Genomic DNA, 26,774 nt, shown 5'->3' with positions numbered 1-26,774 from the left:
CTCCCCGTCACTATACGGGGAGAAGTGGCCGGCAGGGCGATGAGGGGCGGCGCCGGCGTCGGCAATCGCGCGTCTTCGCAACAGGCGCAACCCTGGCGCGGTCGCCTCGATGAGCGGCGACAAGGCGCCTTTGCCGCAAGCGCCTGACGCGGGTAGCTGCATGCCTAGCGAGGCCACAGCCGGGGCGATCCTGACCATCGATCTTGGCGCCATCAGGGAAAACTACCGGCGGCTGAAGGCGCGACTCGGCGCCGCGCAATGTGCCGGCGTGGTCAAGGCGGACGGCTATGGGCTGGGTGCCGCCGAAGTGGCGCGGGCGCTGGCGGCGGAAGGCTGCACGAGCTTTTTCGTTGCGCTGCTCGCCGAAGGCGTGGCGCTGCGTCGGGCGCTCGGCCCCGGACCGGCGATTTATGTGCTGAACGGGCTGCCGCCCGGCTCGGAAAACGAGGCGGTCGAAGCCGAACTTGCTCCCGTCATCAACAGCGCCGCGCAGCTCAAGGCCTGGGGTGAGGCCGGCCAGGCCGCCGGCCGCAAGCTGCCAGCTGCGATCCAGGTCGACAGCGGCATGTCCAGGCTCGGCATGTCGCCGGCGGAGGTCGAGGCGCTGAGCCGTGAGCCGACTTCCTTCGACGGCGTCGCGGTCACCCTCGTCATGAGCCATCTCGCCTGCGCCGACGAGCCGGCGCATCCGGCCAACGAGCGACAGTGGCTGGCCTTCGAGCGCCTGCGCAAGATGCTCCCCGAGGCGCCCGCGTCGCTCGCCAACTCCTCCGGCATCTTCCTCGGACCGGCCTTCCATTTTGATCTCGTGCGCCCCGGCGCGGCGCTCTACGGCATCAATCCGACGCCGGCGGAGCCGAATCCGATGCTGCCGGTGGTGCGGCTGCAGGCCAAGGTGGTACAGACGCGAAGCGTCGAGAAAGGTGCCGGCGTCGGCTACGGCCACACCTATCGCGCGGAGGATCCGCTCGGGCTGGCGACGATCTCTCTCGGCTATGCCGATGGCTGGCATCGCCGCGCAGCCTCGGCCGCCTGGTTCGAAAACGTGCGGCTGCCCTTTGTCGGGCGGGTGTCGATGGATTCGATCATCCTCGACATTTCCGCGCTGCCGCAGGGCAAGCTCGGCGCAGGCGACCTGGTCGAGCTGCTCGGACCGTCGCAAAGCGTCGACGCCGCAGCCGGCCATGCCGGCACGATCGGCTACGAGATCCTGACCAGCCTCGGGCCGCGCTTTCACCGGCGCTATACCGGCTGAACGAGTGCCTTGCTTGACAAGCAGGCGCTTCTCGGCAAGGGTTCCGGGATGAGCAACCTCGCCCATACCAGAACCTTTTTCAGGGTCTGCCCCATCGCGGGAGCGTAGCCCCGGCCCGGCCACCAAGCTGGCGGCCGCCTGAACCGGGGCATTTGAATTCCATACATCGCCATTGAGCCGGCCGGCCTTGTGCGGCTGCCGGCTTTGTCCGCCGCCCCTGATTTGGCGCCAGCGCAGTCGTCCTGTGCGCCGGGCCCATGAGGTTTGCCATGCCTGCAACAACTCCATCACGTTACCGAAACCTGCTCCTCGTCAGCGACGCCGATCACAACAGGCTGACCGGCCTAGCCAGAGCCTGTCTCGACCGAGCGCCCGACATTGCCGAGGGTCTGCTCGCGGAAATGGACCGCGCCAGGGTCGCGGCAGCGGCGGCCATGCCGGCAGATGTAGTGCGGATGGGCTCGACAGTGACTTTGCGCAACAGCGATGGAAGTTGCCAACGCGTCACGCTGGTCTATCCCGGCGAAGCCGACATCGCCGAGAAGCGCATTTCCGTGCTGACGCCGCTCGGAACAGCGCTGATCGGAGCGCGTGCCGGCGGGTCGGTGCACTGGCAAAGCCGTGACGGCCGGGTCCTGTCGGGCACAATCGACGCTGTCGAGCAACTCCCGTCCGGGAGGCCGTCATGACCAAGACCATCTACTGCGTGACGACGAAGGATTTGGGGATGATTGAGGTGATGCTGTTGCGCAGGCGCGCCTTTGCCGATCCGATCGTGCCAGTGCTCGAGCGCAAGCTCTCGCAGAGCAGCATTGTTCCGGTCGACCTGGTCGGGCCCGACTTGGCGACGTTGGCCAGCCGCGTGACTTTTTGCATAGATGGCGGCCCGGCGGAGACGCGAACGCTGGTGCAGAGCGAAACATTCGCTTCCATAGGGGCCGGCCTGTCCGTCAGCACGTGGCGGGGCCTCAGCCTACTCGGCATGAGGAAAGGCCAGAGCCTACTGGTCGAACGGCCCGACGGCAGGAACGAGCGGATTGTGGTCGAAGATGTACCTTACCAGCCTGAGGCTGCGCGACGAGCAGCTCGGAACGTCGGCGGACGTCTGTCGCAGGGCCTGACCCTTGTCCACAGCGCCTCAGCGACCAGCAGGCCCCTTGGCGAGACGGGCAAAATCCGGCAGACAGAGGAAGACGATCCGGGCCCTTCGGCGGCATGATCGGCCTTTGAGGGAGCAAGCGATGAAGATCTTCGTGCTGGGCGGCGGCGTGATCGGGGTCACCACCGCCTACTTCCTCGCCGAGGCCGGCCACGAAGTGACGGTGTTCGACCGCCAGAAAGGTCCGGCGCTGGAAACCAGCTTCGCCAATGCCGGCGAGGTCTCGCCGGGCTATGCCTCGCCCTGGGCCGGCCCCGGCATTCCGCTGAAGGCGATCAAATGGCTGCTGATGAAGCATGGTCCGCTGGTGGTGCGGCCGGCCTTCGACCCGCATATGTGGACGTGGCTGCTGAAGATGCTGCGCAACTGCACGGCCGAGCGCTACGCGCTCAACAAGTCGCGCATGGTGCCGCTTGCCGAATACAGCCGCGACACGCTGAAGGCGCTGCGCCAGGCCACCGGCATCGCCTATGACGAGCGTTCCAAGGGCACGCTGCAGCTTTTCCGGACGCAAAAGCAGCTCGACGGCACCGGTGGCGATGTCGAGGTGCTGAAGAAATACGGCGTCCCCTATGAAGTCCTCGATCCCGAAGGCTGCATCGCGGCCGAGCCGGCGCTGGCCAACGTGCGCGGCAAGTTCGTCGGCGGCCTCAGGCTGCCGGGTGACGAAACCGGCGACTGCAAGATGTTCACCGACCGCCTGGCCGAGCTCTGCGTGGCGCGCGGCGTGACCTTCGAATACGACACCCTGATCAGGCGCATCATCCGCAGCCGCAACCGCGTCCACAACATGCATACCAGCACGGGCTGGAGGGCGGCGGATGCCTATGTGATGGCGATGGGCAGCTACTCGGCGCAGGCGATGCGCTGGCTGAAACGGCCGATCCCGGTCTACCCGGTCAAGGGCTATTCGATCACTGTGCCGATCAAGGATGCCGAGGCGGCGCCGGTTTCGACCGTCATGGACGAGACCTACAAGGTGGCGATCACCAGGCTCGGCGACCGCATCCGCGTCGGCGGCACGGCGGAGATTTCAGGCTTCGACATGAGGCTGCACGAATCGCGCCGGCGCACGTTGGAGCATTCGGTCGGCGATCTCTTCCCGGGCGGCGGCGATCTCAAGGCCGCAACCTTCTGGTGCGGCTTGCGGCCGATGACGCCGGACGGGCCGCCGCTGGTCGGCCGCAGCGAGCTGTCCAACCTCTATCTCAACACCGGCCACGGCACGCTCGGCTGGACCATGGCCTGCGGCTCGGCGAAGGTGCTGGCAGACATCATCTCCAGCCGGGTGCCCGAGATCAACGCCCACGACCTCGGGCCGGAACGCTACCTGAAGTAGGGCAACTGCTCCTTCAGGTTGTCCCCAGGACCGCAGCGCGCTTTGGGGCGACCTGCCTTAAAACGCCTGCTTCACCCAGCCCTCTCTGAACAGCAGCCGGTAGGCCCAGGGGATGGTCACGTTGGTGGCGACCGGCTTTGAATGGGCAAGATAGTCGTCATAGACCGGTTTCATCCTGGCGTAGAAGGCGGGGTCGAGAACGGTCATGCCGTTCTCCGAATCGTGGAAGAAGCTGCGGTTGTTGAGGTTGACCGACGAAATCGTCACCAGCCTCTCATCGATCATCATGATCTTGGAATGCAGGACCACGTCGGGCGCCTTGAATTCGCGGATATCGATGCGGTCGCCATACTTCTCGACGAACAGCTTGTTGAGCGCGGTGAGGAACTTGCCGCCGATGTCGCCCTTGAGGTCGATGCGGCCGACAATGTCGATCTTCACGCCTCTGGCCAGCGCCCGGTCGAAAGCCAGCGCAAGCTTTGGCGTCAAGTTCAGGTAAGGGTTGACGATCTGGATATGGTGCTCGGCGGTGTCGATCAGCTCGACGAAATAGCTCTCCAGCGCGTGCCCGTCTTCATAGGGCACGGAGATGAAATGCCGGGCGACGCCTTGCGGCGGCCGGCCGCTGGCGCGGACCGGGATCGAAAACGGGCGCGAGATGTTGGTGTCGGGATCGCGCAGCCACACGGTCGAAAGATGCGCGGCCAGCGTCTCGACCGTGGCCGGATCGGCGATCTCGACGTCGAAATCGCTCCAGTTCGAATAGTAGTTCAGCGAGAAGCCGTCGGTCCTGCCGTATTGCTGCAGGTCCGGATAGCGCGACAGGTCGACCGGCTTGTGGAACAGGAAGCCGTCATGGATGTTGCGGCCGCCGATGATGACGCGCGATCGGCCGGGATCCTCGGCCAGCGTCGCCAGCATCTTGACGTGGTGGGTCTTGTGCAGCTGTGAGATCTGCTCGTCGATCGGCGCGCCGTGGTCGGCCCGCCAGCGGTATTCCTGAAGCTGGATATTGGGGAATTCGGCCGCCAGTCGGTGCAGCATGGCGTCGTCCTTCTCGCGCTCCAGCACGTCGGTCACCAGGATGCGCACCTTGGTGCCCGAGGCGGCATGATGGCGGATCAGCCGCTCGATGATGCGGCCGGAAAAGTCCGCCTTGAACTCCAGCGACGATAGATAGATCAGCCTGAGTTTCGGCGCGTGCGAGAAATCGAGCGGCAGCTCGGGATCGGCCTTGTCGAACGCGCTGTCGGGAAGCCGCTCTCCCAGCAGCGCCTCGACCTTGGCGTTGAAGCCGTCGCGCGACTTGCGCAGCAGCAGCGGTTTGCCAAGTGGCAGCGCGCAAGTCTGCGACAGCCAGCGGCCGGCGTAGAAAACGCGGTCGAGCTCCTTGAGCCCATCGGGATCGGGCACCGGGCAGCGGTCGTAGCGGCTGTCGAGGCCGGCGACCCAAGGGTCGGCAACCTCCTCGCGGAAAATGGTCAGCGGCGCGCCGGCCGGCGCCAGGCCGGAGCTGACGCTGAGGTCGCAGCGGCTGAGCGCCTCGCCGGGATAGAGGCTCGCGGATGCCTCGCCCGCCGGCAGGGTGAGATGGAATGCCGAGCCCGCGGCGATTGTGCTCGATCGTCCCGACGCGCGGATCGCCAACGGCCCATCGCAGGTGCCGCCGATGTCGAGGGGCTTCTGGCCGGCCTGGCTGAGCACAATCTCGACCGAGCGCGCCTCCAGTCCGGAAAAGCTGAATGTCTTGGGCGCAAAGGGTCGGGCGGCGGCATCGAGATAGAGTGTCTGCCGCGACATGCGCCAGCGCCCGGTGAAATGATCCTCGCCGGGTTTGCCGCGCGCCGGCGTCACCGCGGTCGTGTCGAGCGGCTTTGCCAGCTGTTGCAGCGCCCGGTAGGTCGCCTGGAAACGGCTGTTGTGAATGTCGCGCCAGTCATGCCCGAAACGGCCGGTGCCGTTCGTGCGGTCGAGCGCGTCGAGCCGGCTTTGGGCCAGCAGCGCCTGGAAGCGTTTCTCGTAGGCGCTGTCGCCGGCCTTGAAGTAATGCGCGGTGGCGATCGCGGCGCCGGTGCTGTCGGCCGAGATCGGCGGCCGGTCGCAGGCATCGTCGCCTGGAAAGAAGGCGCAGGCGGAGCGGCCGGGCATGCCGGCGCAGCCGGCCATCGCCGCGAGCGCCAATCCGAACAGCGCTTTTGTTGCCGCGGACCTTACGTTCACCCGGTCGCCCCGTTCATCGCCTTGAGCTGAGCGGGGTCGCGCGGCGGCATGAAGCCTTGCGGAAAGACCTTGCAGACCGGGACGGCGAAAGTGGCGATCAAAAGCTCGGCCTCGTTGCGCATCGTCCTCGGGGCGGTCTTGTCGTCGCGGATCACTTTCGCCGAGGCGACAAGCGCACCGTCGCAGTCGCAATGGTTGCGGCGGGCGATGTAGCAGGCGTCGTGGACCTGGCAAGCGGCGTCGAGGCGGCCGACCGGCCGCAGCGACAGATCGCCGGAGCGGGTCCCCGGCCCGCAATAATTGCCGAAGACGAAAGCCGAGGGGCGCGCCATCGCAGTGCGGATCGGCTTCGGAAGTTCAGCCTCCGGCACTTTCGTCCACGGGTTGGCGCAAGCCGAGAGGAAGGCCAGCGGCAGGATGGCAAGAACGGCTCGCATTTTATCCGCGCCAGCTTTCTGAATGACTTTCCCACGCGGGCTATCGTTCCCGCGCCGACGGCCGCGTGCCTGATGCCACACTGGCCGGTTTTGTGGCAAGTAAAAGGCCGCGTGTATCGCCCGATTGTGATATGCCGCCTTGTCCCATCCACCCGGGCATAGCTCCCGTCTTGGCATTTCGCGAGCATCGTGATGCGTTTCTGCTTTCTGACTACCAGTGTTGGATTTCTGTTCTACGCCTCCGTGGTCAGCGCCGCGGACAAGACCGTCCACGACCAGCAGAACGGGTTTTCTCTGACCTTTCCAGAGGAATGGATCAACGAGCCGCTCTCCGAAGAAGAGATACGGCTGAGCGTGAAATTTGCCGATCTCATCTGCATGGTATCGGCTTCATTTTACGATCAATCGGCACCGGGCTCGCCGTCCGATACGGGCAAATTCATGGAGGGCTGGTCGATGAATAATTGGGAAAAGACAATAGGCACCTCATTCAGCACAGCCGATTTCAGCAATGATAGCCTTGCAAGGTTTCCCGACGGCTACCCCGTCCGCCTGGCCGACGTGGACTTCACGGTTCTCAGCGGGAATGCCACCTTTTATGGCCATTCCAGGTTCGCGTTCTCCGTCCGGGCGCGCGCTACGGTTATGTGAACTGCGGCGTGATGGGCGAGAGCGCCGAGCAGGTGGCGCGGATGTGGGCGCCGCTGGCGGACAAGGCTGAACGAGTGGTGAATTCGTTCATTCTCGACACGCCTTGAAACACGAACTGCGTTGCAGGCTTGTGAAATCAGCTAAACAGGCCGCGCTCCCGCTCCACCGCCCTGTTGATGAAATTGGCGACGAGCTGGACGCGACGCAGCGGCCTCACCGATTCGTGATAGACCAGCCAGTAGGCGCGGCGGATCGGCGCCACGATATCGACCGGCACCAGCTCCGGCATCGAGCGGGCGACGAAAGTGTGCAGGATGCCGATGCCGGCGCCGGAGCGCACCGCTTCGGCCTGGCCGAGCGCCGAGGAGATGGCGAAGCTCGAACTCCAGTCGGCGCTGAACTCGGCGGCATAGTCGAGCGAAGGGCTGACGATGAGGTCGGGCACGTAGCCAATCAGCGTGTGCCGGCCGAGCTCGGCCGCTGTCGCCGGCAGACCATTGGCTTCGGCATAGGCGCGCGAGGCGAACAGGCCGAGCGTGTAGTCGACCAGCTTTCCCGCCACCAGCCGGCCTTCGGTCGGGCGTTCCACGGTAATGGCGATGTCGGCCTCGCGCCGCGACAGCGAAAACGAGCGCGGCACCGGCACAAGCTGGATGGTGAGCTCGCGGTGGAGGGCGGTCAGTTCTCCCAGCCGTTTTGCCAGGAAGGCGACGCCAAAACCGTCCGGCGCGCCTATGCGCACCGTGCCCGAGACATCGTCGCCTTCGCCGGCAATGGTCGCACGCGCTGCGATCATGTCGCTTTCCATGCGCTCGGCAATGTCGAGGAAACGCTCGCCGGCCGGCGTCAGCTCGCTGCCGGTGGTCAGGCGGCGGAAGAGTTTTGTGCGCAGCGCGTCCTCGAGCGCGGCGATGCGGCGCGAGACGGTGGCATGGTTGAGCTCCAGGCGTTTCGCCGCGCCGAGGATCTGGCCGGCGCGCGCCACGGCGAGGAAGATGCGGACGTCATCCCAGTTCATGGGAGTGACCTTGATGACAACTCACCCTGAAAAATCCTTCACGACACGGCAGCTCGCTATTTGCGAGAATTAATGCACAGTCGGCTGCCGTTGTCCATTTCCTGCACAACGGTTGCGATTCCGCTCGCGTTGCCATCGCCGCCGCAAAGGCGGACAATGCCTCATCACCAAAACAGGGAGAGAAACCATGATCGACTACGGTCATTTCATCGGCGGCAAGCGTGTCGCCGGCACCAGCGGCCGCAAGCAGGACGTGATGCAGCCGATGGACGGTTCCGTGCGCGGCACGGTGGCGCTGGCTTCGCAGGCGGAACTGCGCGCCGCTGTCGAAGACGCCAAGGCGGCGCAGCCCAAGTGGGCGGCCACCAACCCGCAGCGCCGCGTGCGCGTGCTGATGAAGTTCCTCGAACTGGTCCAGCGCGACTATGACGAACTGGCCGACATCCTGGCGCGCGAGCACGGCAAGACCATCGCAGACGCCAAGGGCGACATCCAGCGCGGCCTCGAAGTGGTTGAAGTCTGCATCGGCGCGCCGCACATGATGAAGGGTGAGTTCACCGACGGCGCCGGCCCCGGCATCGACGTCTATTCGATGCGCCAGCCGCTCGGCGTCGTCGCCGGCATCACGCCGTTCAACTTCCCGGCGATGATCCCGCTGTGGAAAATCGCGCCGGCGATCGCCTGCGGCAATGCCTTCATCCTGAAGCCGTCGGAGCGCGATCCTGGCGTGCCGATCCGCATCGCCGAGCTGTTCATCGAGGCTGGCCTGCCTGCCGGCATCCTCAACGTCGTCAACGGCGACAAGGAAGTGGTCGACGCCATCCTCGACGATCCCGACATCAAGGCCGTCGGCTTCGTCGGTTCGACGCCGATCGCCCACTACATCTATTCGCGCGGCACCGCCGCCGGCAAGCGCGTGCAGTGCTTCGGCGGCGCCAAGAACCACATGATCATCATGCCCGACGCCGACATGGACCAAACTGTCGACGCGCTGATCGGCGCCGGCTACGGCTCGGCCGGCGAGCGCTGCATGGCGATCTCGGTGGCGGTTCCCGTCGGCAACGATACCGCCAACCGGCTGATGGAAAAGCTGGTGCCGCGCGTCGAGAGCCTGAAGGTCGGCCCGTCCACCGATTCCTCGGCCGATTTCGGCCCGCTGGTGACGGCGCAGGCGCTGGAGCGCGTCAAGGGTTATGTCGACATCGGCGTCAAGGAAGGCGCGAAGCTCGTCGTCGACGGCCGCGGCTTCAAGATGCAGGGCTATGAGAACGGCTACTATATGGGCGGTTGCCTGTTCGACAACGTCACCGCCGACATGCGCATCTACAAGGAAGAGATTTTCGGCCCGGTGCTCTCCGTGGTGCGCGCGCCGACCTACGAGAACGCCATCAAGCTCGCCAACGACCACGAGATGGGCAATGGCGTCGCCATCTTCACCCGCGACGGCGACGCCGCGCGCGACTTCGCATCCAGAGTCCAGGTCGGCATGGTCGGCGTCAACGTGCCGATCCCGGTGCCGATCGCCTACTACACGTTCGGCGGCTGGAAGGCCTCGTCCTTCGGCGATCTCAACCAGCACGGCCCGGATGCGTTCCGCTTCTACACCAAGACCAAGACGGTCACCTCGCGCTGGCCGTCCGGCATCAAGGACGGTGCCGAGTTCGTCATCCCGACGATGAACTAGCCGGACGGTTTACTGCTTGCGCGTCCTCGCCGCGATGCGGCTGCGGGCGCGCGGGCAGGCATCAAGGATGGTGCCGAGTTCGTCATCCCGACGATGAACTGATCCAGATCCGACGACCGACTGATAAAGGCCCGGCCATCGCCGGGCCTTTACGCTTTCCGATCGCGGCCGGTATCCGCCAAAACACCGATGTGATGGAACCAAGCGGGCTCGATCCGTCTTAGGTTGTATTCCTGCAAACTTGCAGGCCAATCCAACAGCGCCGGTGGCTGCCGGGGTTCTCGTCTGGCGCAAGGAGTTGTCAGATGACACGACGTCTTTTGGCGGGAACGTGCTTTGCGGTGTTTGCGATATGCGGTGGTGTCGCGCAGGCCGTTGCGGGGGGACAATGCGCCGCGCGTGCCGACGTCATCAAGGCGCTCGGCGAGAAGTTCCATGAAAGCGAGGCCGCGCGCGGTCTGGTCAACCCGAATGTGATTCTCGAAATCTTCGTGTCGGAAAAGGGCACTTGGACCATCCTGGCCACCGACACGCACGGCCTGAGCTGCATCATCACGGCGGGCGACGGTTGGGACGGAGCCATGATGGCGGCTGCCCTGCCGGGCACCTGAGCGGACGTCGTTCCCGCTGTCGTAGGGAGGCGGCCCGCGGCCGGGTCTTTTGGCATTTCGAATGGATTGCGGGCGCCCGAAAGGGTGCCCGCTTGTGCTTTGCCTTCGCCGTCACCATATATGGAACATAATGGGAACATCCGGAAGGTTCCCATTGGTGGCAGACCGGAACGCAGAAAGGAACGACGCGATGATGACGTCGGAACCGGGCTGGGCCGCTCCGGCAAAATGAGGCTGTCTCCTTTTGCCGGGACGCGATGGCAAAAGGAGGTGCCCCATGGCACGCAAATCCCTGTTGGGTTGGGTGAGAAACCTGGTTCTTGCCAGCGCGCTGGCGATGGGTACGAACAGCGCCGGCGCTCAATATCAAAACTGTGCCGAACACAGCGCTCTGGTTACCCACCTGAGCGAGAACTTCCAGGAACGGCAGTTTGCCTTCGGGCTGATCGGCCAAGTCGCGATCATGGAAATGTTTGTCGGCCAGAGCGGAACGTGGACCATCATCGTCACTGACGTTACCGGCACGAGCTGCATAATCGCCGCCGGCAACAGTTGGGAAAGCGTGGCGGCGCCGGCCGACCATAGCGCGCGATACTGAGATCGAGCATCGCTCAGCGGGTGGCGGCCACCTCGGCATGGCTGCGCAGCAGCGCCATCAGCCGCTTGGCATCCTTGGCCGCCCCCTCCTCGTCGCCGTCGAGGATCGAGCGGATCAGCGCGACATGATGTTCGGCCGATTCGGCCAGGCCGGTATCCGACTTGTAGCGGAACCAGAAGCGGCGGCTGTGGGTCTGCAAGGGCGCCGCCAACCGCGCCGCGAAGGGGTTGTCGGCGGCCAGTGCGAGCGCCTCGTCGAGCGCCTTGTCGGCCTGGATGAAGGCCAGCACATTGCCCGAGATGACCGCCTTCTGCATGGCAAGGGCGGCGTCGTGAAAGAGGTCGGCTGCCTCGCGGGTGACGAAACGCGCGGCCGAGCGGGCCAGCACCACCTCGACGCCGCGCCTGGCATCGAGGACACGCAGCCAGTCGCCGGGATGGAGCGGCGCAATCGCGATGCCGGCGCGCGGCCGGACATCGAGCAGGCCCTCCCAGGCCAGACGCTGGATCGCCTCGCGCACCGGCGTGCGGCCGAGCCCGAGACGCTCGATCAGCGCACCCTCGGTGACAAAGCTCGACGGCGCCAGTTCGAGCGTGACGATCATGTGCTCGAGCGCGCGATAGGCCTTCGCAGCCGCCGGCTCGAAACGAGATATATCTTCCAATAGAGCCATTGGGCCTCCTGATATATTTTCCATATATCATAGCAGATTCCGCATTGACAGCCGGTTTCCTGTTAGATATATCACTGATATATCAGATTGGAGATGATGCCATGTGGACTGGAGTTTTCCCCGCCGTCACGACCAAATTCACCGAGGACGACCGTCTCGATCATGCCGAGATGGAGCGCTGCTTTTCGCTGCAGATGGAGGCCGGCTGCGACGGCATCATCGTCTGCGGCTCGCTCGGCGAAGGGCCAATGCTGTCGCATGACGAGAAGATCGAGGTGCTGAAGACGGCGCAGCAGGTCGCCGGAGGCAAGCCGGTGCTGCTCACTGTGAACGAGCCCGGCACCCGCGAGGCGGCAAGCATCGCGCGTCGCGCCGCGCAGGCCGGAGCCAGCGGGCTGATGGTGGTGCCCAGCCCGATCTACCATACCGACCCGGCAGAGACGGCCGCCGCCCTGCGCGCCGTGGCCGAGGCCGGCGACCTGCCGGTCATGATCTATTCGAACAGGCTGGCGTACCGCGTCGACGTCACCGTCGACCTGATGGAGGAGCTGGCGTCCGACGCGCGCTTCGTCGCCATCAAGGAATCCTCCGACGACATCCGCCGCTCGACCGAGATCATCAACCGGTTCGGCGACCGCTACGACCTGTTCACCGGCGTCGACAATCTTGCCTTCGAGGCACTGTCGGTCGGCGCCATCGGCTGGGTGGCGGGGCTGGTCACCGCCTTCCCGCGCGAGACGGTGGCGATCTACCAGCTGATGAAGCAGGGCCGGCGCGAGGAGGCGCTGACGATCTATCGCTGGTTCCGGCCATTGCTCGACCTCGACGTCTCGACCTATCTGGTCCAAAACATCAAGCTTGCTGAAGTGCTGGCGATCAATACCAATGATCGCGTTCGCATGCCGCGCCGGCCGCTGTCGGGCGAGCGCCGCAAGGCGGTGGAAAAGATCGTCATGGATGCGCTGGCTGTGCGGCCGAAACTGCCGGCGCTGCAGGCGTCTCCTCGATCGGCGGACAAGCTGGTGGCAGCCGAATAGGGGTAGCATCGCGTGCAGGAAAATTCCGATGAGACCGAGGAGGGACGCCGCCCCTCATCCGCCCTTCGGGCACCTTCTCCCCGTGAACGGGGAGAAGGGCAAGACATCGCCATCATCGGCGGCGGCATCATCGGCATCTGCGCCGCCACCTACCTGACCGAGGCAGGGCGAAACGTCACGATCTTCGATCGCACGGGCATCTGCGAGGAAACGAGCTCGGGCAACGCCGCCGCCTTCGCCTTCACCGACGTGCTGCCGCTGGCGCATAAGGGCATGGTGCGGCAATTGCCGAAATGGCTTGCCGATCCGCTCGGCCCGCTCACCATTCCGCCCGCCTATCTGCCGAAGCTGCTGCCCTGGCTGATCCGCTTTTGGCGCGCCGGGCGCGGCGCCCGCTACGAGACCAGCCTTGCCGCACAGGCCGCGATGATGAGGCTTGCCGAAGCGGAGTGGATGGGCCTGCTCGACCGCTCCGGGACGAGGCCGATGCTGCGCGAGGACGGCTCGCTCGAACTCTACGAGAGCGAGGCCGAGTTCCGCGCCTCGCTTTCCGGCTGGGCGGCACGTGAGCGCTACGGCATCGGCTTCAACCATGTCGAGGGCGCGGAGATGGCTGCCCTGCAGCCGGGGCTTTCGCCGCGCTTCATCAAAGCCACCTTCGTGCCGGGCTGGAAAACGGTCTCCGACCCCAAGCTGCTCGGCAAGGCGGTCTGGGCCCACGCCGCACGGCTCGGCGCCCGCTTCGAGCACGCGCTCGTCGCGCGGATCGTGGGCGGCGCGGATGGAGCGACGATCGTGCTTGCCGACGGCTCGACCCGGAAGGCGAACCAGCTCGTCATCGCCGCTGGCGCATGGTCGCATCTTCTGGCCAGGGACCTCGGCGAGCGCATCCCGCTGGAGACCGAGCGCGGCTACAACACCACGCTGCCTAAGGCCGCGTTCGATGTCAGGCGGCAGCTGATCTTCTCCGGGCACGGTTTCGTCATCACGCCGCTGGAAACCGGCCTGCGCGTCGGCGGCGCCGTCGAACTCGGCGGCATCGAGCGCCCGCCTAATTTCGCGCGGTCGAAGGCCATGCTGGAAAAGGCCAGGCGCTTCCTGCCGGGGCTCGATCCGTCGGGCGGGCGCGAATGGATGGGCTATCGCCCGTCGCTGCCGGATTCGCTGCCCGTCATCGGCCGGGCGCGCGCGCCGAACGCTTTCTATGCTTTCGGCCACGGCCATCTCGGCCTGACCCAGGCAGCGGCAACCGGGCGCTTGATCCGCGATCTCGTTCTCGGGCAGGCTCCGCCCGTCGATCTCGCCCCCTTCAGTCCGCAGCGGTTCTGACCGGTCTCTCTTGTCTTGACGCAATTGCGGACGGAAGGTTACGGCGAAGGCGCCGAACTTAACCGCTTCACACTTTTCCTGAAATTGCTTTAGGAAGCATCATCATGGCCAAGAAAACCTTCTCCTGCATCGACGGCCACACTTGCGGCAATCCGGTCAGGCTGGTCGCCGGCGGTGGGCCGCTGCTCGAGGGCAAGACGATGATGGAGCGGCGGGCGCATTTCCTCGCCGAGTACGACTGGATCCGCACCGGGCTGATGTTCGAGCCGCGCGGCCATGACGTGATGTCGGGCTCCATCCTCTATCCGCCGACGCGCGAGGACTGCGACATCGCCATCCTGTTCATCGAGACGTCGGGCTGCCTGCCGATGTGCGGCCACGGCACCATCGGCACGGTGACGATGGCGATCGAGCATGGGCTGGTGCAGCCGAAGACGCCGGGGATCTTGCGGCTCGACACGCCGGCCGGCCTGGTCATCGCCGAATACAAGCAGGTCGGCGAGTATGTGGAGGAGGTGCGCATCACCAACGTGCCCTCCTTCCTCTATGCCGAGGGGCTGACGGTCGAGTGTCCCGGCCTCGGCGAGATCAGCGTCGACGTCGCCTATGGCGGCAATTTCTACGCCATCGTCGAGCCGCAGGCGAACTATCGCGACATGGCCGACCATTCGGCCGGCGACCTCATCGCCTGGAGCCCGGTGGTGCGGCAGCGGCTCAACGAGAAGTACTCCTTCGTGCATCCGGAGAACCCCGGCATCAACCGGCTGTCGCACATGCTGTGGACCGGCCAGCCGACCAATCCGGAAGCCGATGCGCGCAATGCCGTTTTCTACGGCGACAAGGCGATAGACCGCTCGCCTTGCGGCACCGGCACCTCGGCGCGCATGGCGCAGCTGCACGCCAAGGGCAAGCTCAAGGCCGGCGACAGCTTTGTCCACGAATCGATCATCGGTTCGCTGTTCAAGGGCAGGGTCGAAAAGGAGGTCGTCGTCGCGGACAAGCCGGCGATCGTCCCCTCGATCGGCGGCTGGGCGCGGATGACCGGGTTGAACACCATCTTCATCGACGACCGCGATCCGTTCGCGCACGGGTTCGTCGTCACCTAGAGCAATTCCAGGAAAAGTGTGTAGCGGTTAAGTTCGGCGCCTTCGCCGTAACCTTCCGTCCGGAACTGCGTAAAAAGCAAATAAGGCGACGCCGTCGCTGCTCGAGGGCGTCAGGCTTCCTCGCCGTTCGTCGAGACCTGATCGCGGAACCAGTCGGCGAAGGTGATTTCGGCGGCCGAGGGTTGCGCCGACATGGTCAGATAGTAGCCCTTGTCCGTGTCGGTCGCGATGTCGGAGACGACGACGAGATCGCCGCGCCGCAGCTCCTCGCGAAAAACCTCGATCGGGCAAAGGGCGACGCCGTGACCGGCGATGACGGCCGTCGCCAGTATGTTGAAATCGGCAAAGACAGGCCCGGTGCCCACGTCGGCCCCGGCCATGCCGGCTTGCGAGAACCACTCGCGCCAGCCCTGACGGGTCTCGTCATGCAGAAGGTCCGCCGCGGCAATCTCCGCCGGCGACCCGAGCCGGCCCTTGCGCGCCAGATAGTGCGGGCTGCAGGCGGGCCGGCTCATGCGCGAAAACAGCTTGAGGCTGGCGGCGGTGGGAGACGGGTCCGCGCCAAGCGTGATGAGGACGTCGTTGTCGTCGTCCTCGAGCCGGTCTTCGGCTTTCGCGTAGGCGACGCGGATGGCGATCTCCGGGTGGCGTTCGGTGAAGTCCGGCAAGCGCGGCACCAGCCATCGGCTGGCGATGGATGGAATGCAGCCCACCGACAGCGATGCTACGGCCGCGTTCCTGCGGATGCGCCGGCAGGCGGCGGCAAGGTCGGAGAGCGCGGCGTTCGCCGAGAGCTGCAGGGTCAGGCCGGCATCGGTCAGGCGGACCTTGCGGGCATCCCGGTGGAACAGAGGCACGCCCAACCATTCCTCCAGCCGCCTGATCTGATGGCTGATCGCCGGATGGGTGACATGCAGCTCCTCGCCGGCGGCCGAGAAGCTGAGATGGCGCGCGGCGGCCTCGAAAGCGCGGATGGCGTTCAGCGGCAGATAGTCCATTTGTAAATTTTTCTAATGTGTCTAACGAAAAACGGTCATTTGAAACCCGCCTCGGGTCGCGACATGCTGAAGGAAGCTTCGAATGTTGATCCAGAAAATAGCAGCCAAAACAGAGCGAAGCCAGATCATTCCGTCGTCGTGGTCGTCCCACGCCCCTTTCATAGAGAGAGATACCATGTTCACCAGGCAACTGGCCGATGTAGAAAAAACTGACTTCTTCGTCGACTGGGGCAACGGCACCAGCCACCGGCTGCTGACCCAGCGAGACGGCATGGGGTTCACCGTCTGTCATACAGTCGTGCGGGCAGGGAGCGAGTCGCGCCTGCAATACCGGCGGCATCTCGAGGCCTGCTATTGCATCTCGGGCCAGGGCGAAGTCGAGGATATGTCGGGCGCGATCCATCGCATCGAGCCCGGGACCATCTATGTGCTTGACGCGCATGACGATCATTACCTGCGCGCCGATGCCGCCGGCGACATGGTGCTGGTCAGCGTCTTCAACCCGCCGCTGAGCGGCACCGAGCGGCACAGCCTGAGCGGAGAAGGCGGCTCCGCCTACTGAAACTTCATGCCCCGCAAGCAACCCCAACGAGCAGGCCGGCGCTCGCCCACGGCCGAGCCGTCACACGAATGTCATATGTCAAAGAATCCCGACCTGGCGAAAGGCGAAGGAGCGCGAGACGGGCGACCTTCGCCGACGCAAGGAATCGCTCCATCACCTAATCTTGACGGCGATTTCTTCGAAACGAAGCGCATCATACGGCCGAATCGTCAAAGACATTGCGTTATGCCAATGATAGGGTCCGCGATAGTCCAGGGGTCGGACGGCGTAAAACGGGCAATCGGACGGCGTGCTTCCAAAACACGCGAGGCGATTGAAAAATCACGTTGCAATCCGGGCTCGAAACTTTACGACTAGGGGAAATACGAAAAGGAGTGCGACCCGAAAGCGGGCGACATTCCAGGGGAGCCACGGCAGTATGCAGTACTTCGTCCAGCAGCTTATCAACGGGCTGACGCTGGGATCGATCTATGGCCTGATCGCGATCGGCTACACGATGGTCTACGGCATCATCGGCATGATCAATTTCGCCCATGGCGACATCTTCATGGTCGGGGCCTTCACCGCCCTCATCGTCTTCCTCATCCTCGGCGCCCTGTTCTATTCGGTGCCGGTCGTCATCGCGCTCTTGATCATGATGATCGTGGCGATGCTTCTGACCAGCCTCTACAACTGGACGATCGAGAAGGTAGCCTACCGGCCACTGCGTGGTTCGTTCCGGCTGGCGCCGCTGATCACCGCCATCGGCATGTCGATCGCGCTGTCCAATTTCGTCCAGGTCACGCAGGGCCCCCGCAACAAGCCGATCCCGCCGCTGGTGTCCAAGGTCTACAGCTTCGACGGGATCAGCGTGTCGCTGAAGCAGATCATCATCGTGGTGGTCACCGTGGTGCTGCTGGCGCTGTTCTGGTACCTGGTCAACAGGACGGCGCTCGGCCGGGCGCAACGCGCCTGCGAGCAGGACCGCAAGATGGCCGCGCTGCTCGGCATCGACGTCGACCGCACCATTTCGATCACCTTCATCATGGGCGCTGCGCTGGCCGCCGTCGCCGGCACGCTGTTCCTGATGTATTACGGCGTGGTGGTGTTCTCGGACGGCTTCGTGCCCGGCGTGAAGGCCTTCACCGCCGCGGTGCTCGGCGGCATCGGCTCGCTGCCCGGCGCCGTGCTCGGCGGCCTCTTGATCGGCTTCATCGAGAGCATGTGGTCGGCCTATTTCTCCATCGACTACAAGGACGTCGCCGCCTTCTCGATCCTGGCGATCGTCCTGATCTTCCTGCCTTCCGGCATTCTGGGCCGGCCTGAAGTCGAAAAGGTCTGAGCTCATGGCCGTTACCGTGTCCCCGGAGAGCGATACCGTCGCCACTCCCATCCAGCGCGCTTTCCGCGAGGCGCTCTATGCCGGCGCCGTCTCGCTCGGCCTGTTCGTGCTGTTCATCGGTCTCAGGACCGACCAGAACATCTCCAACGAACTGATCCTGGTGCAGCGCTGGGGCCTGCTTGCCCTGGTGGTGATCCTCACCGCCGTCGGGCGCTTCCTCTATGTCGGCTTCGGGCAGCCGGCGCTGGAGCGCGCCAAGGCGCAGAAGGCTGCGGCGCCCGCCGTCGCGGCTGAACCCAGCTTCGTGCGCCGCAACTTCAACAAGATCGGCATCGCCGTGCTGTTCCTGTACCCGATCGCGATGGTCCTGCTTTTCGGCTTCCAGGGCTCGCTGAAATGGGTCGATAATTTCGGCATCCAGATCCTGATCTACGTGATGCTTGCCTGGGGGCTGAACATCGTCATCGGGCTGGCCGGCCTGCTCGACCTCGGCTACGTCGCCTTCTACGCGGTCGGCGCCTATGCCTACGCGCTGCTCGGCACGCATTTCGGCCTGTCGTTCTGGATCCTGCTGCCGGCCGCCGGCTGCATGGCCGCCTTCTGGGGCGTCATGCTCGGCTTCCCGGTGCTGCGGCTGCGCGGCGACTATCTGGCCATCGTGACGCTTGCCTTCGGCGAGATCATCCGCCTGGTGCTGATCAACTGGCGCGAGGTGACCAACGGCTCGGCCGGCATTTCCGGCATTCCGAAAGTCTCCTTCTTCGGCCTGATATCGTTCAACGTCTCGGATCCGAACTACATCTCCAAGGTGCTGGGCATCGCCCAGTCGGGCGCCTACTACAAGATCTTCCTCTACTATCTCATCCTGCTGCTTTGCCTGCTCACCGCCTTCGTCACCATCAGGCTGCGCCGGCTGCCGGTCGGCCGGGCCTGGGAAGCGTTGCGCGAGGACGAGATCGCCTGCCGCTCGCTCGGCATCAACACCACCACCACCAAGCTGACGGCGTTCGCCACCGGCGCCATGTTCGGCGGCTTCGCCGGGTCGTTCTTCGCTGCCCGCCAGGGCTTCGTCAGTCCGGAGTCCTTCGTCTTCCTGGAATCGGCGATCATCCTTGCCATCGTCGTGCTGGGAGGCATGGGCTCGCTGGGAGGCATCGCGGTCGCGGCGGCGGTGATGATTGGCGGCACCGAGATCCTGCGCGAGCTGGACTTCCTCAAGACCGGCCTGAGATGGGGCGACACAACCCTCATTCCCGGCTTCGGTCCCGACTTCACGCCGGAACTCTACCGCATGCTTTTGTTCGGCGTGGCGATGGTCGTCGTCATGCTATGGAAGCCGCGCGGCTTCGTCGGCAGTCGCGAGCCGACAGCCTTCCTGAAGGAGCGAAGAGCGGTCTCAGGCTCCTTCACCAAGGAGGGTCACGGCTGATGAACGCGACCCCTTCCTCGAGCGACTTCATCCTGCAGGTCGAGCACCTGTCCATGAAGTTCGGCGGCCTCATCGCCATCGGCGACCTGTCCTTCCAGGCCAGGCGCGGCGAGATCACCGCGCTGATCGGCCCCAACGGCGCCGGCAAGACCACCGTGTTCAACTGCATCACCGGCTTCTACAAGCCGTCGGAAGGCATGATCACGCTCAACCGGAAAGACGGTTCAAGCTATCTGCTCGAGCGCCTGCCCAACCATGAGATCCCGGCGCGCGCCAAGGTGGCGCGCACCTTCCAGAACATCCGCCTGTTCTCCGGCATGACGCTGCTCGAGAACCTTCTGGTCGCTCAGCACAACAAGCTGATGAAGGCCTCCGGCTACACGTTCCTCGGCCTGTTCGGCTTCTCGAGCTACCGGCAGGCCTCGGCCGAATCGATCGAGCTTGCCAAGCACTGGCTGGAGAAGGCCAACCTGGTCGATCGCGCCGACGATCCGGCGGGCGACCTGCCCTATGGCGCGCAGCGGCGCCTGGAGATCGCGCGCGCCATGTGCACGGGCCCCGAGCTTCTGTGCCTCGACGAGCCGGCCGCCGGCCTCAATCCGAAGGAATCGGCGGCCCTCAACGAGCTGCTGAACGACATCAAGGACAACACCGGCACCTCGATCCTGCTCATCGAGCACGACATGTCGGTGGTGATGCAGATCTCCGACCATGTCGTCGTGCTCGAATACGGCCGCAAGATCTCCGACGGCAGTCCGCAGTCGGTCAGGACCGATCCACGCGTCATCGCCGCCTATCTCGGCGTCGACGACGAGGAGGTCGAGACGGTGCTGACCGAGGTCGGCGACGAGGCCGTGATCGAGCAGCTCGACACCGGCCCCGATTCCGCGCACGGGCCAGGAAGCTCGGCTTCGATGATGGCGGGCCCGGTTTCCGATTCTGTCGAGCATGCGGACCAGGGCGAGCGGGTCACGGTGTCGAGGGGCGCCTCGAAGGCAGCTCAGGTCGATGCGCGCGCGCGCGCCGCCGTTGCGAGCAAACCTGTGAAGCCCGTTGCCGCCGCGAAGCCCGCTTCGCCGGCCCCGGCCAAGCCGACCGGAAGATCCCCGACACCCAAGCCGCGTGGAGGGCGCAAGTAATGGCCGGCACAACGCTGCTCGATATCAAGGGCGTCCAGACCTACTACGGCAACATCCGGGCGCTGAATGGCGTCGACGTCACCGTCAACCAGGGCGAGATCGTGGCGCTGATCGGCGCCAACGGCGCCGGTAAGTCGACGCTGATGATGACCATCTTCGGCGCGCCGCGCGCCCGCGCGGGCACCATCACATTCGCCGGCACCGACATCACACAGTTGCCGACGCACGAAATCGCCCGCATGCGCATCGCCCAGTCGCCGGAAGGACGCCGCATCTTCCCGCGCATGACGGTGATGGAAAACCTGCAGATGGGCGCCAGCCTCGACAACCTCAAATACTATGACGAGGACGTCGAGAAGGTGTTCACGCTGTTCCCGCGGCTCAAAGAGCGCATCGGCCAGCGCGGCGGCACGCTGTCGGGCGGCGAGCAGCAGATGCTGTCGATCGGACGCGCGCTGATGGCGCGGCCGAAGCTGCTCCTGCTCGACGAGCCGTCGCTGGGCCTGGCGCCGCTGATCGTCAAGCAGATCTTCGACGCCATCCGCGAGCTGAACCGCATGCAAGGGCTGACCGTGTTCCTGGTCGAGCAGAACGCCTTCGGCGCGCTGAAGCTCGCCAATCGCGGCTATGTCATGGTCAACGGCAATGTGACGATGAGCGGTTCCGGCAAGGAACTGCTCGCCAATCCGGAAGTGCGCGCCGCCTATCTCGAAGGCGGCCACCACTGAGATTGGAGCGGAATATGTGCATCCGGTATTCCGCTCCACCTTGTTTGTTTGTCGCATGATCGTTGTCCGAAAAGTCTGCACCTTTTCGGGATCGTGCTAGGGAGACTTCATCATGCAGGGCATTCTCTACGAGGAACCCTCGATCTTCCAGTTCCTGTTCGTCACCTGCCTGCTCGGCGGCTGGGCCGCCTGGATGACCGGCAAGGCCAGCGCGCAGACATGGCGCAGCTTCTTCCAGCTGTTCCTCTACATGCTCGGGCTCGGCATCGGCATCCGGTTCATCCATCATGCGCTGTTCGACGGCACGATGTTCTCGCTGCATTACTATATCGTCGACACCATCGTGCTGATCATACTGGGCTTCCTTGGCTATCAATACACGCGCACCAACCAGATGGTGACACAGTATAATTGGCTCTACGAAAGAGCCTCGCTTTTGAGCTGGAAGCCGAAAGGCTGACGTTCATGATTAACGCCGTCTCGGGGATGAAACGGCGTGACAAGTGCCTGAAAATCGGCAAACTATGCTTTCTGCGATAAGGGTGGGCATCGCATGAAAGTATCATCCACGCCCACTCCGTAAATGGGAGCGTTTATATGAAAAAGTCACTCTTGTCCGCCGTGGCTCTGACCGCGCTTGTCGCGTTCAGCGGCAGCGCGTGGGCTGACATCCTGATCGGCGTCGCCGGTCCGATCACCGGCCCGAACGCCGCCTTTGGCGCGCAGCTGCAGAAGGGCGCCGAGCAGGCCGCCGCCGACATCAATGCTGCAGGCGGCATCAACGGCCAGCAGATCAAGCTCGAGATCGGCGACGACGTGTCGGATCCGAAGCAGGGCATCTCGGTCGCCAACAAGTTCGTCGCCGACGGCGTCAAGTATGTTGTCGGTCACTTCAACTCGGGCGTCACCATCCCGGCCTCGGAAGTCTATGCCGAGAACGGCATCCTGGTGATCACGCCTTCGGCCACCAACCCGCAGCTGACCGAGCGCGGCCTGTGGAACACGTTCCGCACCTGCGGACGCGACGACCAGCAGGGCAAGGTCGCCGGCGACTATCTCGCCAAGAACTTCAAGGACGCCAAGATCGCCGTCATCCACGACAAGACGCCTTACGGCCAGGGCCTCGCAGACGAAACCAAGAAGGCGCTGAACGGCAATGGCGTCACCGAAGCCCTCTATGAAGGCATCAATGTCGGCGACAAGGACTTCTCGGCCCTCATCGCCAAGATGAAGGAAGCCGGCGTCTCCGTCGTGTACTATGGCGGCCTGCACACCGAAGCCGGCCTGATCATGCGCCAGCTGGCCGACCAGGGCCTCAAGGCCCAGTTCATGTCGGGCGATGGCATCGTCTCGAACGAACTGGCCTCGATCGCCGGCGACGCCGTCAACGGCACGCTGATGACGTTCGCTCCGGATCCGCGCAAGAACCCGAACGCCAAGGAACTCGTCGAGAAGTTCCGCGCCGCCGGTTTCGAGCCGGAAGCCTACACGCTCTACTCCTATGCCGCCCTGCAGATCGTCGCCGCTGCCGCCGCCAAGGTCGGTTCCGCTGACGACGCGCAGAAGGTTGCGGACGAGATCAAGAAGAGCGGCCCGTGGAAGACCGCCATCGGCGACATCGGCTATGACGCCAAGGGCGACATCACCCGCCCTGACTACGTGCTGTACACCTGGAAGAAGGGTGACGACGGCAAGTACACCTACTTCGAGCAATAAGCCGGCAAAACGGCCTCAATTGCGAATGCCCGGCGCTACGCGCCGGGCATTTTCTTTTGTTCGAACAAGGTTGGCGCGAACGAACTATTTAAATCGGTTTAGGTGTCGCGCGAATCCGTTTGCACTGCAGCATTTTCACGCTAATCATTGCTCCAGCCCCCATCCTCCCAGCCTTTGGAGCCCTGTCCTTGGCCATCACGAAGATCCTCGTCGCCAACCGATCCGAAATCGCCATCCGCGTCTTTCGCGCGGCCAACGAGCTCGGCCTCAAAACCGTGGCGATCTGGGCCGAGGAGGACAAGTACTCGCTGCACCGCTTCAAGGCTGACGAAAGCTACCAGGTCGGGCGCGGACCGCATCTTGCCAAGGACATGGGGCCGATCGAAAGCTACCTGTCGATCGACGAGGTGATCCGCGTCGCCAGGCTGTCGGGAGCCGACGCCATCCACCCGGGCTATGGCCTGCTTTCGGAAAGCCCGGAATTCGCGGAGGCTTGCGCCGCCGCCGGCATCACCTTCATCGGCCCGAAGCCGGAGACGATGCGCCGGCTCGGCAACAAGGTCGCGGCGCGCAATCTGGCGATCGAGGTCGGCGTGCCCGTCGTGCCTGCCACCGATCCGCTACCGGACGACATGGAAGCGGTGAAGAAGCTTGCCGAGAAAATCGGCTATCCGGTGATGCTTAAGGCCTCGTGGGGTGGCGGCGGCCGCGGCATGCGCGCCATCCGCGCCGAAGCCGACCTTGCCCGCGAGGTGATGGAAGGCAAGCGCGAGGCCAAGGCCGCCTTCGGCAAGGACGAGGTCTATCTCGAGAAGCTGATCGAACGCGCCCGCCATGTCGAGGTGCAGGTTCTCGGCGACACGCATGGCAATGCCGTGCATCTGTTCGAGCGCGACTGCTCGATCCAGCGCCGCAACCAGAAGGTCGTCGAGCGGGCGCCGGCGCCTTATCTGAGCGAAGCGCTGCGCCAGGAGCTGTGCGGGTACGCGCTGAGGATCGCCAACGAGACCAGCTATATCGGCGCCGGCACGGTCGAGTTCCTGCAGGACGCCGATACCGGCAAATTCTACTTCATCGAAGTCAATCCGCGCATCCAGGTCGAGCACACCGTCACCGAGATGGTGACCGGCATCGATATCGTCAAAGCGCAGATCCACATCCTCGACGGCTTCGCCATCGGCACGCCGGACTCGGGCGTGCCGGCGCAGAAGGACATCAGGCTGAACGGCCACGCGCTGCAGTGCCGCATCACCACCGAGGATCCGGAGCACAATTTCATCCCGGACTATGGCCGCATCACCGCCTATCGCGGCGCCACCGGCTTCGGCATCCGGCTTGACGGCGGCACCGCCTATTCGGGCGCGGTCATCACCCGCTTCTACGATCCGCTGCTGGAGAAGGTGACGGCGTGGGCGCCGACGCCGGCCGAGACGATCGCTCGCATGAACCGCGCGCTGCGCGAGTTCCGCATTCGCGGCGTGGCAACCAACCTCACCTTCCTCGAGGCGATCATCAATCACCCGAGCTTCGCCGACAATTCCTATACGACGAAGTTCATCGACACGACGCCGGAACTGTTCCAGCACGTGAAGCGGCAGGACCGCGCCACCAAGCTGCTCAACTACCTTGCCGATGTCAGCGTCAACGGCCATCCGGAAACGCGCGGCCGGCCGATGCCCAAGGCCGATGCGGCGGCGCCCGTGGTGCCCTATCTCAACGGCAAGGTGCCGGACGGCAGCAAGCAGCAGCTCGATGCGCTCGGCCCGGAAAAATTCGCCGCCTGGATGCGCGCCCAGACCCAGGTGCTGGTCACCGACACGACGATGCGCGACGGCCACCAGTCGCTGCTCGCCACCCGCATGCGCACGCATGACATTGCCGGCATCGCCGGCACCTATGCGCGGGCGCTGCCGCAGTTGCTGTCGCTGGAATGCTGGGGCGGCGCCACTTTCGACGTCGCCATGCGCTTCCTCACCGAGGATCCCTGGGAGCGGCTGGGCAAAGTGCGGGAGGCCGCGCCGAACCTTTTGCTGCAGATGCTTTTGCGCGGCGCCAACGGCGTCGGCTACACCAACTATCCCGACAATGTCGTGCAACATTTCGTCCGCCAAGCCGCTGCCGGCGGCGTCGACCTGTTCCGCGTCTTCGACTGCCTGAACTGGGTCGAGAACATGCGCGTCGCGATGGACGCGGTCGGCGCCGAGGGCAAGCTGATCGAAGCGGCGATGTGCTACACCGGCGACATCCTCGATCCGGCAAGGGCCAAATACGACCTCAAATACTATGTCGGGCTGGCGAAGGAACTCGAGGCCGCCGGCGCCCACATCATCGCCGTCAAGGACATGGCCGGACTCTTGAAGCCGTCGGCGGCGCGCGTGCTGTTCAAGGCCTTGCGCGAGGCGACCGACCTGCCGATCCATTTCCACACCCATGACACGTCGGGCCTGTCGGCGGCCACCGTGCTGGCGGCGGTCGAGACCGGCGTCGATGCCGTCGACGCGGCGATGGATTCCTTCTCCGGCAACACCTCGCAGCCCTGCCTCGGCTCGATCGTCGAGGCGCTGAAGGGCACCGAGCGCGATCCCGGCCTCGATCCGCAATGGATCCGCAAGATCTCGTTCTACTGGGAAGCGGTGCGCAACCAGTACGCGGCCTTCGAAAGCGACCTCAAGGGGCCGGCCTCGGAAGTCTACCTGCACGAAATGCCCGGCGGACAGTTCACCAACCTCAAGGAACAGGCGCGCTCGCTCGGCCTCGAAACGCGCTGGCACGAGGTGGCGCAGGCCTATCACGACGTCAACCTGATGTTCGGCGACATCGTCAAGGTGACGCCGTCGTCCAAGGTCGTCGGCGACATGGCGCTGATGATGGTGAGCCAGGACCTCACCGTCGCCGATGTCGAAAACCCGGCGCGCGACATCGCCTTCCCGGATTCGGTGGTCTCGATGCTGCGCGGCGATCTCGGCCAGTCGCCCGGCGGCTGGCCGCCGGCGCTGCAAAAGAAGGCGCTGAAGGGCGACAAGCCGATCACGGTGCGGCCAGGCTCGCTGCTTAAAGCGGCCGACCTCAAGGCCAGCCGCAAGGACATCGAGGGAAAGCTTGAGCGCAGGCTCAGCGAGTATGAATTCGCCTCCTGGCTGATGTACCCGAAGGTGTTCACCGACTTCGCCGCCGCGCAAGAAACCTATGGGCCGGTCAGCGTCTTGCCGACGCCGACCTATTTCTACGGCATGAAGTCGGAAGACGAGATCTTCGTCGATATCGAGAAGGGCAAGACGCTGGTGGTGCGCTGCCTTGCCATCGGCGACGTCGACGAGAAGGGCATGGTCACCGTGTTCTTCGAGCTCAACGGCCAGCCGCGGCGCGTCAAGGTGCCGGACCGCGCGCATGGCGCGTCAGCCGCCAAGGCGCGGCGCAAGGCGGAGCCCGGGAACGAGGCGCATGTCGGCGCGCCGATGCCGGGCGTGGTCTCGGCACTTGCCGTTGCCGCCGGCCAGGCGGTCAAGGCCGGCGACGTGCTGCTTTCAATCGAGGCGATGAAGATGGAGACGGCGCTGCATGCCGAGCGCGACGGGGTGGTCGCCGAAGTGCTGGTCAAGGCCGGCGACCAGATCGATGCCAAGGATCTGCTGATCGCATTCAGCTAAAGTGTGTTGCCATTCAGGTGATGCCGGCCTGCGAATGGCGGCTTCCTGCGCTTCCGGTGCTCACGTACTTCAAGTACGCTCCGCGCCGGTTCTCGGAAGCCACCATTCTCGACTCGG

23 protein-coding genes and 1 pseudogene are annotated in these 26,774 nt (G+C 64.7%); 19 read left to right on the top strand and 5 right to left on the bottom strand.

From position 1 onward, the window contains the following. Nucleotides 1-160: 160 nt before the first annotated feature. From alr to EN857_RS16925, 4 genes are all read left to right on the top strand, one after another. Nucleotides 161-1,255 carry an alanine racemase gene (alr, locus tag EN857_RS16940; RefSeq protein ID WP_127391010.1) on the top strand — a complete coding sequence of 365 codons (1,095 nt, stop codon included), beginning with the start codon at nucleotides 161-163 and terminating at the stop codon, nucleotides 1,253-1,255. Between the two features lie 269 nt (nucleotides 1,256-1,524). Next, nucleotides 1,525-1,944, top strand: coding sequence for a nucleoside diphosphate kinase regulator (gene rnk, locus EN857_RS16935; RefSeq protein ID WP_127286148.1), 420 nt, complete (start codon nucleotides 1,525-1,527; stop codon nucleotides 1,942-1,944). Beyond that, nucleotides 1,941-2,474: a nucleoside-diphosphate kinase gene (locus tag EN857_RS16930; protein WP_127286147.1), complete on the top strand. Its 534-nt coding sequence runs from the start codon at nucleotides 1,941-1,943 to the stop codon at nucleotides 2,472-2,474. Before rnk ends, EN857_RS16930 begins: the two co-directional genes overlap by 4 nt. A gap of 22 nt (nucleotides 2,475-2,496) precedes the next feature. After that, nucleotides 2,497-3,753, top strand: a complete 1,257-nt coding sequence (locus EN857_RS16925; protein WP_127310258.1) for a D-amino acid dehydrogenase — start codon at nucleotides 2,497-2,499, stop codon at nucleotides 3,751-3,753. Nucleotides 3,754-3,810: 57 nt separating this feature from the next. Here EN857_RS16925 and EN857_RS16920 read toward each other — a convergent pair whose 3' ends face one another. Further along, nucleotides 3,811-5,973 (bottom strand): phosphatidylserine/phosphatidylglycerophosphate/cardiolipin synthase family protein, encoded by a 2,163-nt coding sequence (locus tag EN857_RS16920; protein WP_187331396.1) that lies wholly within the window; start codon nucleotides 5,971-5,973, stop codon nucleotides 3,811-3,813. After that, a complete protein-coding gene (locus tag EN857_RS16915; RefSeq protein WP_127286145.1) occupies nucleotides 5,970-6,410 on the bottom strand; it encodes a hypothetical protein in 441 nt (146 codons plus the stop codon). The genes EN857_RS16920 and EN857_RS16915 overlap by 4 nt, the downstream gene beginning before the upstream one ends. Before the next feature lie 192 nt (nucleotides 6,411-6,602). Between EN857_RS16915 and EN857_RS16910 the strand changes: the two genes are divergently transcribed. Next, nucleotides 6,603-7,061: a hypothetical protein gene (locus EN857_RS16910; protein WP_245511333.1), complete on the top strand. Its 459-nt coding sequence runs from the start codon at nucleotides 6,603-6,605 to the stop codon at nucleotides 7,059-7,061. A 136-nt stretch (nucleotides 7,062-7,197) separates the two neighbouring features. Here the strand turns inward: EN857_RS16910 and EN857_RS16905 are convergent, their stop codons facing one another. Beyond that, complete coding sequence (locus EN857_RS16905) at nucleotides 7,198-8,079, bottom strand: LysR family transcriptional regulator (protein WP_127309973.1); 882 nt, start codon at nucleotides 8,077-8,079, stop codon at nucleotides 7,198-7,200. 187 nt (nucleotides 8,080-8,266) lie between these two features. Here EN857_RS16905 and EN857_RS16900 point away from each other — a divergent pair, with 187 nt between their 5' ends. The 3 genes from EN857_RS16900 (at nucleotide 8,267) to EN857_RS16890 (ending at nucleotide 10,972) form a co-directional block, all read left to right on the top strand. After that, nucleotides 8,267-9,763 carry a CoA-acylating methylmalonate-semialdehyde dehydrogenase gene (locus tag EN857_RS16900; protein WP_127282950.1) on the top strand — a complete coding sequence of 499 codons (1,497 nt, stop codon included), beginning with the start codon at nucleotides 8,267-8,269 and terminating at the stop codon, nucleotides 9,761-9,763. 305 nt (nucleotides 9,764-10,068) lie between these two features. Next, on the top strand, nucleotides 10,069-10,374 hold the full coding sequence (locus EN857_RS16895) for a hypothetical protein (protein ID WP_127282951.1): 306 nt from the start codon (nucleotides 10,069-10,071) through the stop codon (nucleotides 10,372-10,374). 277 nt (nucleotides 10,375-10,651) lie between these two features. Beyond that, nucleotides 10,652-10,972 carry a hypothetical protein gene (locus EN857_RS16890; RefSeq protein ID WP_127282952.1) on the top strand — a complete coding sequence of 107 codons (321 nt, stop codon included), beginning with the start codon at nucleotides 10,652-10,654 and terminating at the stop codon, nucleotides 10,970-10,972. 13 nt (nucleotides 10,973-10,985) lie between these two features. Here EN857_RS16890 and EN857_RS16885 read toward each other — a convergent pair whose 3' ends face one another. Beyond that, entirely contained in the window at nucleotides 10,986-11,645 is a 660-nt protein-coding gene (locus EN857_RS16885; RefSeq protein ID WP_127282953.1) for a GntR family transcriptional regulator, read from the bottom strand. Between the two features lie 101 nt (nucleotides 11,646-11,746). On the opposite strand from EN857_RS16885, the gene EN857_RS16880 reads away from it, so the two are divergent. The 3 genes from EN857_RS16880 to EN857_RS16870 all read left to right on the top strand — a co-directional run bounded on the left by EN857_RS16880 (nucleotide 11,747) and on the right by EN857_RS16870 (nucleotide 15,117). Further along, nucleotides 11,747-12,682, top strand: coding sequence for a dihydrodipicolinate synthase family protein (locus EN857_RS16880; RefSeq protein WP_127282954.1), 936 nt, complete (start codon nucleotides 11,747-11,749; stop codon nucleotides 12,680-12,682). 12 nt (nucleotides 12,683-12,694) lie between these two features. Further along, complete coding sequence (locus EN857_RS16875; RefSeq protein ID WP_127309972.1) at nucleotides 12,695-14,011, top strand: FAD-dependent oxidoreductase; 1,317 nt, start codon at nucleotides 12,695-12,697, stop codon at nucleotides 14,009-14,011. Between the two features lie 104 nt (nucleotides 14,012-14,115). After that, entirely contained in the window at nucleotides 14,116-15,117 is a 1,002-nt protein-coding gene (locus tag EN857_RS16870; protein ID WP_127282956.1) for a 4-hydroxyproline epimerase, read from the top strand. A gap of 110 nt (nucleotides 15,118-15,227) precedes the next feature. Here EN857_RS16870 and EN857_RS16865 read toward each other — a convergent pair whose 3' ends face one another. After that, entirely contained in the window at nucleotides 15,228-16,115 is an 888-nt protein-coding gene (locus EN857_RS16865; protein WP_127309971.1) for a LysR substrate-binding domain-containing protein, read from the bottom strand. Nucleotides 16,116-16,290: 175 nt separating this feature from the next. Between EN857_RS16865 and EN857_RS16860 the strand changes: the two genes are divergently transcribed. From EN857_RS16860 to pyc, 8 genes and pseudogenes are all read left to right on the top strand, one after another. Next, the gene (locus EN857_RS16860) at nucleotides 16,291-16,677 is read left to right on the top strand and encodes an ectoine synthase (RefSeq protein WP_127282958.1); all 387 of its coding nucleotides are present in this window, start codon (nucleotides 16,291-16,293) and stop codon (nucleotides 16,675-16,677) included. A gap of 418 nt (nucleotides 16,678-17,095) precedes the next feature. Then, the gene (locus EN857_RS16855) at nucleotides 17,096-17,998 is read left to right on the top strand and encodes a branched-chain amino acid ABC transporter permease LivH (protein ID WP_127282959.1); all 903 of its coding nucleotides are present in this window, start codon (nucleotides 17,096-17,098) and stop codon (nucleotides 17,996-17,998) included. Between the two features lie 4 nt (nucleotides 17,999-18,002). Next, nucleotides 18,003-19,427, top strand: coding sequence for a high-affinity branched-chain amino acid ABC transporter permease LivM (livM, locus tag EN857_RS16850; RefSeq protein WP_127309970.1), 1,425 nt, complete (start codon nucleotides 18,003-18,005; stop codon nucleotides 19,425-19,427). After that, nucleotides 19,427-20,515, top strand: a pseudogene (locus tag EN857_RS16845) (ABC transporter ATP-binding protein); the annotation flags it as partial. The gene livM and the pseudogene EN857_RS16845, both read left to right, overlap by 1 nt. Nucleotides 20,516-20,565: 50 nt before the next feature. Then, nucleotides 20,566-21,294, top strand: a complete 729-nt coding sequence (locus tag EN857_RS16840) for an ABC transporter ATP-binding protein (protein ID WP_127282962.1) — start codon at nucleotides 20,566-20,568, stop codon at nucleotides 21,292-21,294. Between the two features lie 112 nt (nucleotides 21,295-21,406). Further along, nucleotides 21,407-21,754 (top strand): DUF6867 family protein, encoded by a 348-nt coding sequence (locus tag EN857_RS16835; RefSeq protein WP_127282963.1) that lies wholly within the window; start codon nucleotides 21,407-21,409, stop codon nucleotides 21,752-21,754. A gap of 137 nt (nucleotides 21,755-21,891) precedes the next feature. Next, nucleotides 21,892-23,010: a branched-chain amino acid ABC transporter substrate-binding protein gene (locus EN857_RS16830; RefSeq protein WP_127282964.1), complete on the top strand. Its 1,119-nt coding sequence runs from the start codon at nucleotides 21,892-21,894 to the stop codon at nucleotides 23,008-23,010. Between the two features lie 188 nt (nucleotides 23,011-23,198). Beyond that, complete coding sequence (pyc, locus tag EN857_RS16825; RefSeq protein ID WP_135858892.1) at nucleotides 23,199-26,657, top strand: pyruvate carboxylase; 3,459 nt, start codon at nucleotides 23,199-23,201, stop codon at nucleotides 26,655-26,657. The last annotated feature ends 117 nt before the right edge of the window (nucleotides 26,658-26,774 follow it).

It is taken from the genome of Mesorhizobium sp. M4B.F.Ca.ET.214.01.1.1, assembly GCF_004791545.1.
In the GTDB taxonomy this organism is placed as follows: domain Bacteria; phylum Pseudomonadota; class Alphaproteobacteria; order Rhizobiales; family Rhizobiaceae; genus Mesorhizobium; species Mesorhizobium abyssinicae.
This window is presented reverse-complemented; position numbering and strand designations above follow the sequence as displayed.